Source organism: [Mycobacterium] manitobense, from assembly GCF_025821665.1.
In the GTDB taxonomy this organism is placed as follows: domain Bacteria; phylum Actinomycetota; class Actinomycetes; order Mycobacteriales; family Mycobacteriaceae; genus Mycobacterium; species Mycobacterium arseniciresistens.
This window is the reverse complement of sequence record NZ_JACKSJ010000048.1, coordinates 1-392: the sequence shown is the minus strand read 5'-3', so window position 1 is coordinate 392 and position 392 is coordinate 1. Positions and strand designations below refer to the sequence as shown.

The following is a 392-nucleotide window of genomic DNA, read 5'->3' as shown; positions in this document are numbered from 1 at the left end:
GCAGCCGACCCGGCCCCAGACACCCAGGAGGTTGCCGTGAGCCGATTTACCGACAAGATGTACCGCAGCGCCCATGAGAGCGCGCGGGGCATGGTCACCGGCGAACCCTACGAGCCCGTCCGCCACACCTGGCTCGAAGTCCACGAGCGGGCTCGTCGGGTGGCCGGCGGACTCGCCGCGGCAGGCATCGGTCCGGGCGACTCGGTCGGCGTGCTGGCCGGCTTCCCGGTCGAGATCGCCCCGACCGCCCAGGGCGTGTGGATGCGCGGCGGCAGCCTGACGATGCTGCATCAGCCGACCCCGCGCACCGACCTCGCGGTATGGGCCGAGGACACCATGACCGTCATCGGCATGATCGAACTCAAGGCCGTCATCGTCTCCGAACCCTTCAT

General features: G+C 69.9%; 1 protein-coding gene. It reads left to right on the top strand.

From position 1 onward, the window contains the following. Positions 1-36 precede the first annotated feature (36 nt). On the top strand, positions 37-392 hold a 356-nt coding region (locus H7I41_RS06360; RefSeq protein ID WP_264011727.1), incomplete at its 3' end, for an AMP-binding protein.